Genomic DNA, 6,848 nt, shown 5'->3' with positions numbered 1-6,848 from the left:
TGTCGCTGAGTTAAGCCATCATCATGGGGTAGATGCTAGAGGTGATGTTCTCTCCCCTTGGGCTGTCTCTTGTTTACATATCGGATGAGTATTTATTTCGGTCGCTAAACGATCTGTGTTCATTCGGCAATGGGGCGAACGCGACCGAGCCAAGGGCCCAAGGCGGGGCCCTTGGCAATCCGCGCCTTCGCCATATCAGGCGACCGCTATGCGGTTACCCTCACTCCGCCACAGCGCATGACGGCCGGCTACGACAGTCGTCCCTGACTGTCTCGCCTGACCGCGCCGTCCATGGCGCGGTCGCCTATGCGCAGTGTCTCCGTTCGGCGCCTTCAATGGCTTCAACACCTGCGCTCACCTAACCTATTGCATTGTTTTAATTTCTATTATCAACATCTATGTCGATGTTGTCCGGTACTCAAAGATTCGGGTGTTGACGTTGCGCGCATCATGGCCTGCTGAGTAAGACACCGTTGCCAGGGGCAGCCTGCCATGGACGGCAGGCTGAGGCGAGACAGGAAGGGACGCCTGTCGTAGCCGACCCGCCCGGCGACGGGGGCGCAGCGAAGGTACCCGCGTAGCGGGCAGGGCATGTTAAGCGTTGGCGCGGGTGCAGGGCCCCGCCTTGGGCCCTGCAATTGCCGCTCACTGTTGTTTCATAGAATTACACTCTGTTTACGGCAATTCCCATGACACCAAGCCTACATAGACGAACGCGTTGTGTTTAAGAGACAGCCCATGTAGAGGGAACTGGTTAGCATCAACCGAACTGCGCTGCGCCCTACTAACACTCAATGCCCAAAGTAAGCCCGATGCAACTCTTCCATATCAATATCATTAGCCGCTTTGGTAAATACCATCTTGCCGCTGCGCATCAAACAGACCCGATCGGCCAGCTTGATCGCTAACTGGGTATTCTGCTCTACCAGCAACAGGGTTTTGCCACTCTCACGCAGACGGGCAAAGCAGGCAAACAGCTCGTTAACCACCACCGGAGCCAACCCTAGGGAAGGTTCATCGATCAGGATCATGCAAGGGTCGGACATTAAACAGCGGCCTACCGCCAGCATTTGCGCTTCACCGCCGGAAAGCACGCCCGCCAGCTGTTTCTGCCGCTCGGCCAAACGTGGAAACATCGCATAGACCTCTTCCAACCGTTGTTTCACATGCTGGCGGCTGGCTTTTTGAAACGCACCCATGATCAGATTATCTTCTACCGTCATATCACGGAAAATCATGCGTCCTTCCGGGATCAGCGCCAAGCCGCTGCGCTTGGTATGCCAAGGCGAAAGCACGCCGACGTCGATATCCTGATAAGTAATCTGCCCCTGTTTTAACGGCAGCAGCCCGGCGATGGTTTTCAGCAGGGTGGTTTTGCCTGCGCCGTTTGGCCCGACGATGGCGGTGACCGTCCCCGGCTGAATATGCAGTGAAATGTCCCACAGAATGTTGATCGCACCGTAACCACCGCGCACTTGTTGAATATTAAGCATAGGCTTCTCCGGTATAGCTGCGGATCACCACCGGATCGTTGAACACCTCGGTGGGCGTGCCATCCGCGATCAGGCGGCCGAAGTTGAGGATCCATACACGTTGGCATAGTGCCGTGACCGTTTCCAGATCGTGCTCAATCAGCAGAATGCTCAAACCGTATTCGGCATGAATCCGCCCGAGCATTTGTTGAAAACGTTTTTTACCGCTGGTTTCCAGCCCGGCCAGCACTTCATCAAGCAACAGCAGTTTTGGTTCGGTGGCGAGCGCTTTGGCCACCTCCAACGCTTTCAATTCACTGAGCGAGAGTTCGGTGGCGGCATTGCGTTCAGCCTTATCGTGCAGGCCGACCAGTTCCAGGATCTCACCCAGCCGGGCAAGATTGACCTTACCGGTGGCAAAGCGCTGTGCTACCCGCACATTTTCCAGCACGCTCAACTCATGCATCGGTTGCGGCACCTGGAAAGTCCGGCCAATCCCCAGGCGGGCACGGCGGTGGATCCCGCCCCGTTGGCCGAAGGTGGTGCCATGAAAACTGAGCGTTCCGGCAGTCGGCTGGGCCAAGCCGGAAATGGCGTTAAACAGGGTGGTTTTACCCGCGCCGTTCGGGCCAACTAAACCGACGATTTCGTTTTTTCCCACCGTCAAAGACACATTATCGACGGCGGTAACCGCGCCGAATGACACGCTGACTCCATCAAGCTTTAGCACGATAGAACCTCCTCTGGGCTGAACGTAACAGCGGTAACAGGCCACGCGGGCTGACCAGGATCATCACCACCAGTAATCCACCGAGGATCATCTGGTGTCCGGTGGGGAACAGGACTTTGAACAGGAGTTGGTCGGTTAAATAGACCGCCAAAGCCCCGATCAGCGGGCCATTCAGCGAACGGAAACCGCCGAAGATCGCCGCGATAATCGGCACAATCACCCAGGAGGCGTTGAACGCGTAATCGGGCTCGAGGAAATTCATATGGTGCGCGTTGAACGCCCCAACCAACCCGGTCATAAAGGCAGACAGTAATAGGACCCCTGCCTTCAGCAGCAGGCTGTTAACGCCAACCACCTGCGTTGCGGCTTCTGAATCGTGCATCGCTTTCAGCGCCAAGCCATAGTCGCTGCGCGCCAAGGCGGCATAGACCAGTAAAAACAGCGTCACCAGCGCCAGGATCACGTAATAAACGCCGAGCTTGCTGTTCAGGGCAAAGCCCATGATGACCGGTAGCGAGGGAATGCCGGATAATCCCGCCGACCCGCCGGTGATCCCTTCGAGCTGAACGGCTAATACCCGAAAGATCTGCGAATAGGCCAGGATGGCCAGGGCAAAATAGGTGCCTTTCAGGCGCAGGGTGGGCAACATCAGCAAGGTGGTGACCGCAGCGGCCAGCCCCCCGCACAGCATCGAGAGCAACACCGGCATACCGCTGTTCATCGCCAGCATGGAAGAGATATAGGCACCGGTGCCGAAAAAGGCCGAATGCCCAAAACTGACCATGCCCCCCAGGTTACCCAGCATCGCCCAGGCCAGCGCCAGCGCGCCGATCGTCAGGGCATCGGTAAACATGCTGAGGACATAAGGCTGCTGAGACCAGATGGCGGGCACCAGGGTTGCCAGCAGTAACGGGAACCACATTAGTTGAATCAATGATTTCATCATGATCGCATTATCCCTGACGCCGAACTGCGCCGAACAAACCATTAGGACGCAGGAACAGTACCAGCAGGAACAGCGCCATACTGATCAAGTCCTGCCAGGCCGGGTTGAGCAGTGTGGCACTCATGGCTTCAGCCACGCCGATCACCACTGCCCCCACCAACACGCCAGGAATGGAACCGATCCCCGCCAACACCGTGATAATAAACGCCTTAATGGTCAGCGCTTCGCCCAGCGAGGGTTGCAGTACCCGGGTGCAGAAGATCGCCACCCCGGCCACCGAGGCCATCATGCCCGCCAGCAGAAATGAGATCATTTCGGTCTGCTTTGGGTTGATCCCCATCAGCATGGCGGCTTCACGGTGGCTGGAAACCGCCCGCACGGCGCGGCCATACCAGCTGCGTGCCAGCCACTTCCACAGCAGAACCAGTAAGATCAGGCTCATCACGAAGGCCACCAGTTCACCCCGCATGGCATACAGATCGCCGATCACGATCGGTTCCTGCAACCAGACGGAGCTGCTGGAGCGGATATTGGCATTCCAGATCAACAGGATAAGATTGGTGAGGATCACGCCCACGCCGTAGGTTAAAAGCAGCGAGTTGAGTTCACGGTCGATCTTGATGCGGCTAAGCAGCGCATAGATCCCGAGCGCAGCGGCACAGACGATGACGAAGGCCAAAGGTATCGACCAGAGTGGCCCGAAGCCGGTCGACGACTCGAAGGTATAGGCGATATAGCCCGCCAGTAACACCAACTCGCCATGTGCCAGATTGACCAGCCGCATAATGCCGAACACCAGCGCTAGCCCCAGAGCCACCAAGGCATAGACGCTGCCTGCCAGCAGGCCGGAATATAACGATTGAAGGAGTAATTCAGTCATGCACACCTCTTATTCAGGTGGGGTGAACATCCAGGTAACCTAAGGGGTTACCAGGGAGTCCCAGGAAATTGCGTCGTTCCCGTGGCTGCGCTGGCAGGCCAGACAATGGCAATTTTCCCCTTTTGGTGCTGCCCGATGTTTTGCATGAACTCCTCATTGTCGCCCTGAGCGTTAAAGCGTACCTGACCAATGATGGTGTCCACCGCCGTGGAGCGCAGTTCCTGGGCAATGCCGCCTTGATCCAGTGTGCCTGCGGCCTCTGCCCGGGCGATGGCTTCAAACAGCAACATCCCCTGCACAAAACCGTACTGTGAAAGATAATCAGGCTCGTGCGGGTAGAGTTTGCGGAAGGCGGCTTCAAACGCCTGGCCTTCTGGCCGATTGAAGGTGACCGGCACCGGCAGCATTTCCGTTCCGTAGGTTTTTTCCACTAAATCGGGGAAGTCCTGATACATCTTGGCGGTGGCGATCTGCCAGGCACCGACCATGGCTTTCACCGGCGGCCGGAGCACTCTGGCGGCCCGCAAAATGCCAACATAATCATTCTCGTAGCCAATCATGTTGATGGCATCGGGCCGATCTTGCAGTTTGATCTTGTTGATAATCGGCTTGAAATCCACCGTGGTGGCTTCAAAAGGATGCATGGTGACCGTGACGCCTTTTTCGGCCATCTGTTGCTGCATCATGCGCGCCATTTCGCTGGTGGATTTTTTGGTGGAATAGATGATAGCCAGCTTCTGGATCTGCATGGTGTCCAGCAGGCCAGCCATCGCTTTGACATACCCGGTGGTATTGTTGATGCGAAAGAAAGAGTGGAAACCTTGGGTCAGAAACTCACTGCTGGTACCCCCAGAGGTCATAAAGGGCAGGCCCAGTTTATCGGCCGCCGTTGCGGCTGGCCCAACGATATCTGACGTGGCTCCGCCGGTAATCGCCAGCACGTTATTGGAGGCTAATCTTTCTACCGCCGCGACTGCCTTGGCCGGTGAGGACTCATCGTCGATCGTCTGGATCTTGATCTTCACGCTGCCGGGCCGCTGGTTAAACACCGATTCTGCGACTTTGATACCTTCGTGCATGCCTGTGCCGCCCCGGGCATTGACCCCGGTCAGTGAGATCACTTCACCGACCTGATATTCCGCCGCGTTAACGGCAGAGAGTGGGGAGAGTGCTGCGGTACAGGATAAGCCGATTACTAGCCATTTTATTAAGTTCATCGTTCCTCCCAGGATAACGGTGCGTTTTGCATCCCCGCGTGGGGATGCAAAACGACGACCGGATTACTTTTATGTGAATAACTCTTTTGCCGTAGCGATGGGTACGGCGCAGAAGCGTTCCTGTTTCTCTGGTGTTGGCTAAAGACAGGGTTTACTTATGGGCATTGCAGGTCAATAACGATGTCATTCTCAATTAATATAGACATAATGGAATAATTTATACAAAATATTGTTACCAAAAATAGTCAAAAGTTAGAGTTATGTTGCAAATAATGAGTATTTATTTACAAGTAAACGTAACGGAGAGTCGCTTCATTGCGCAGGTTCAACCGGTGATGAAATTATTTAATGTGATGTTTTTATTGAGGAAAATACTATGCGGTACGCATTTATCTGTGACGGAGTACGGACACCCATAGGCCGTTATGCTGGTCAACTTGCCAGCTTGCGTGCCGATGATCTCGCCGCGATCCCTCTTCAGGCATTATTGGCGCGCTATCCGGCACTGGATTGGCAACGGGTCGATGATGTCATTCTCGGTTGTGCCAATCAGGCCGGGGAAGATAACCGTAATCTGGCACGCATGGCCGCTTTATTGGCGGGCTTACCGATTGATGTCCCAGGGGCTACCATTAACCGCCTGTGTGGTTCAGGTCTGGATGCGTTAGCCATCGCGGCGCGCAGTATCAAATCGGGTGAGGCGGGTTTGTTGCTGGCCGGAGGGGCAGAGTCGATGACGCGCGCGCCGTGGGTGATGGGTAAAGCCGAGACTCCCTTCAGCCGTCAGGCACAGATGTTTGATACCACGCTGGGCTGGCGTTTTGTTAACCCATTGATGCATCAACAGTATGGTACGGACTCTATGCCGGAAACCGCCGAGAACGTTGCCAGCAAGTTCGATATCAGCCGCGAGGCGCAGGATGCCTTCGCGTTACGCAGCCAACAGCGTACCGCCCGTGCGCAACAGCAGGGCTTGCTGGCAGAGGAAATCACTCCGGTCACCGTGCGCAATCATAAAGGCGTGGAAACGCAGATCGCCGAAGATGAACATCCGCGGGCCAGCACCACGCTTGAACAGCTGCAACGTTTGAAAGCCGCTTTTCGAACCCCCGGCACGGTCACGGCGGGTAATGCCTCCGGCATCAACGATGGCGCAGCGGCTTTGATTGTGGCTTCAGAAAGCGTGGCACTGCAACAGGGGTTAACGCCGCGCGCCCGGATTGTCGCCACGGCGGTTTGCGGCGTTGAACCAAGCCTGATGGGCATCGGCCCGTTACCTGCTACGCGGAAAGTCCTGGCAATGACCGGGCTAAGTTTGGCGCAGATGGACGTGATCGAACTCAACGAAGCTTTTGCCGCACAGGCTCTGGCGGTATTGCGCCAGTTGGGGCTGCCCGATGATGCCGAGCAGGTGAACCCGAATGGTGGTGCTATCGCCTTAGGGCATCCTTTAGGCATGAGTGGCGCACGGTTGGCGTTGGCAGCGACCTTAGAACTGGAGCGGCGCAAGGGGCGTTATGCGCTTTGCACCATGTGCATTGGCGTGGGGCAGGGGATTGCGATGATTCTGGAGCGTGTTGGGGATTGAGCGGGGAGCCGACAC

At 56.2% G+C, this 6,848-nt stretch carries 6 protein-coding genes; 1 reads left to right on the top strand and 5 read right to left on the bottom strand.

All coding sequences use genetic code 11. The features are described 5' to 3' along the window. Positions 1-791: 791 nt before the first annotated feature. From AC2A1E_RS06855 to AC2A1E_RS06835, 5 genes are read right to left on the bottom strand one after another with little or no spacing between them, the layout of a single operon-like run. Positions 792-1,493, bottom strand: a complete 702-nt coding sequence (locus AC2A1E_RS06855) for an ABC transporter ATP-binding protein (RefSeq protein ID WP_473188613.1) — start codon at positions 1,491-1,493, stop codon at positions 792-794. Next, positions 1,486-2,202 (bottom strand): ABC transporter ATP-binding protein, encoded by a 717-nt coding sequence (locus AC2A1E_RS06850; RefSeq protein ID WP_484383126.1) that lies wholly within the window; start codon positions 2,200-2,202, stop codon positions 1,486-1,488. Before AC2A1E_RS06850 ends, AC2A1E_RS06855 begins: the two co-directional genes overlap by 8 nt. Next, entirely contained in the window at positions 2,189-3,148 is a 960-nt protein-coding gene (locus AC2A1E_RS06845; RefSeq protein ID WP_484383125.1) for a branched-chain amino acid ABC transporter permease, read from the bottom strand. Before AC2A1E_RS06845 ends, AC2A1E_RS06850 begins: the two co-directional genes overlap by 14 nt. Before the next feature lie 7 nt (positions 3,149-3,155). Further along, a complete protein-coding gene (locus tag AC2A1E_RS06840; protein ID WP_484383124.1) occupies positions 3,156-4,028 on the bottom strand; it encodes a branched-chain amino acid ABC transporter permease in 873 nt (290 codons plus the stop codon). Positions 4,029-4,075: 47 nt separating this feature from the next. Beyond that, positions 4,076-5,245: an ABC transporter substrate-binding protein gene (locus AC2A1E_RS06835; RefSeq protein ID WP_473188609.1), complete on the bottom strand. Its 1,170-nt coding sequence runs from the start codon at positions 5,243-5,245 to the stop codon at positions 4,076-4,078. 376 nt (positions 5,246-5,621) lie between these two features. On the opposite strand from AC2A1E_RS06835, the gene pcaF reads away from it, so the two are divergent. After that, positions 5,622-6,833 carry a 3-oxoadipyl-CoA thiolase gene (gene pcaF / locus AC2A1E_RS06830; protein ID WP_484383123.1) on the top strand — a complete coding sequence of 404 codons (1,212 nt, stop codon included), beginning with the start codon at positions 5,622-5,624 and terminating at the stop codon, positions 6,831-6,833. Positions 6,834-6,848 lie beyond the last annotated feature (15 nt).

The sequence above is a fragment of the Serratia sp. HNCC26DJ206 genome (assembly GCF_057180605.1).
This window is presented reverse-complemented; position numbering and strand designations above follow the sequence as displayed.

What these genes read in the sequence shown, in the direction of transcription:
- AC2A1E_RS06855 (WP_473188613.1), bottom strand. Translation starts at nt 1,493, where the DNA reads ATGCTTAATATTCAACAAGTGCGCGGTGGTTACGGTGCGATCAACATT.
- AC2A1E_RS06845 (WP_484383125.1), bottom strand. Translation starts at nt 3,148, where the DNA reads ATGATGAAATCATTGATTCAACTAATGTGGTTCCCGTTACTGCTGGCA.
- AC2A1E_RS06840 (WP_484383124.1), bottom strand. Translation starts at nt 4,028, where the DNA reads ATGACTGAATTACTCCTTCAATCGTTATATTCCGGCCTGCTGGCAGGC.
- AC2A1E_RS06835 (WP_473188609.1), bottom strand. Translation starts at nt 5,245, where the DNA reads ATGAACTTAATAAAATGGCTAGTAATCGGCTTATCCTGTACCGCAGCA.
- pcaF (WP_484383123.1), top strand. Translation starts at nt 5,622, where the DNA reads ATGCGGTACGCATTTATCTGTGACGGAGTACGGACACCCATAGGCCGT.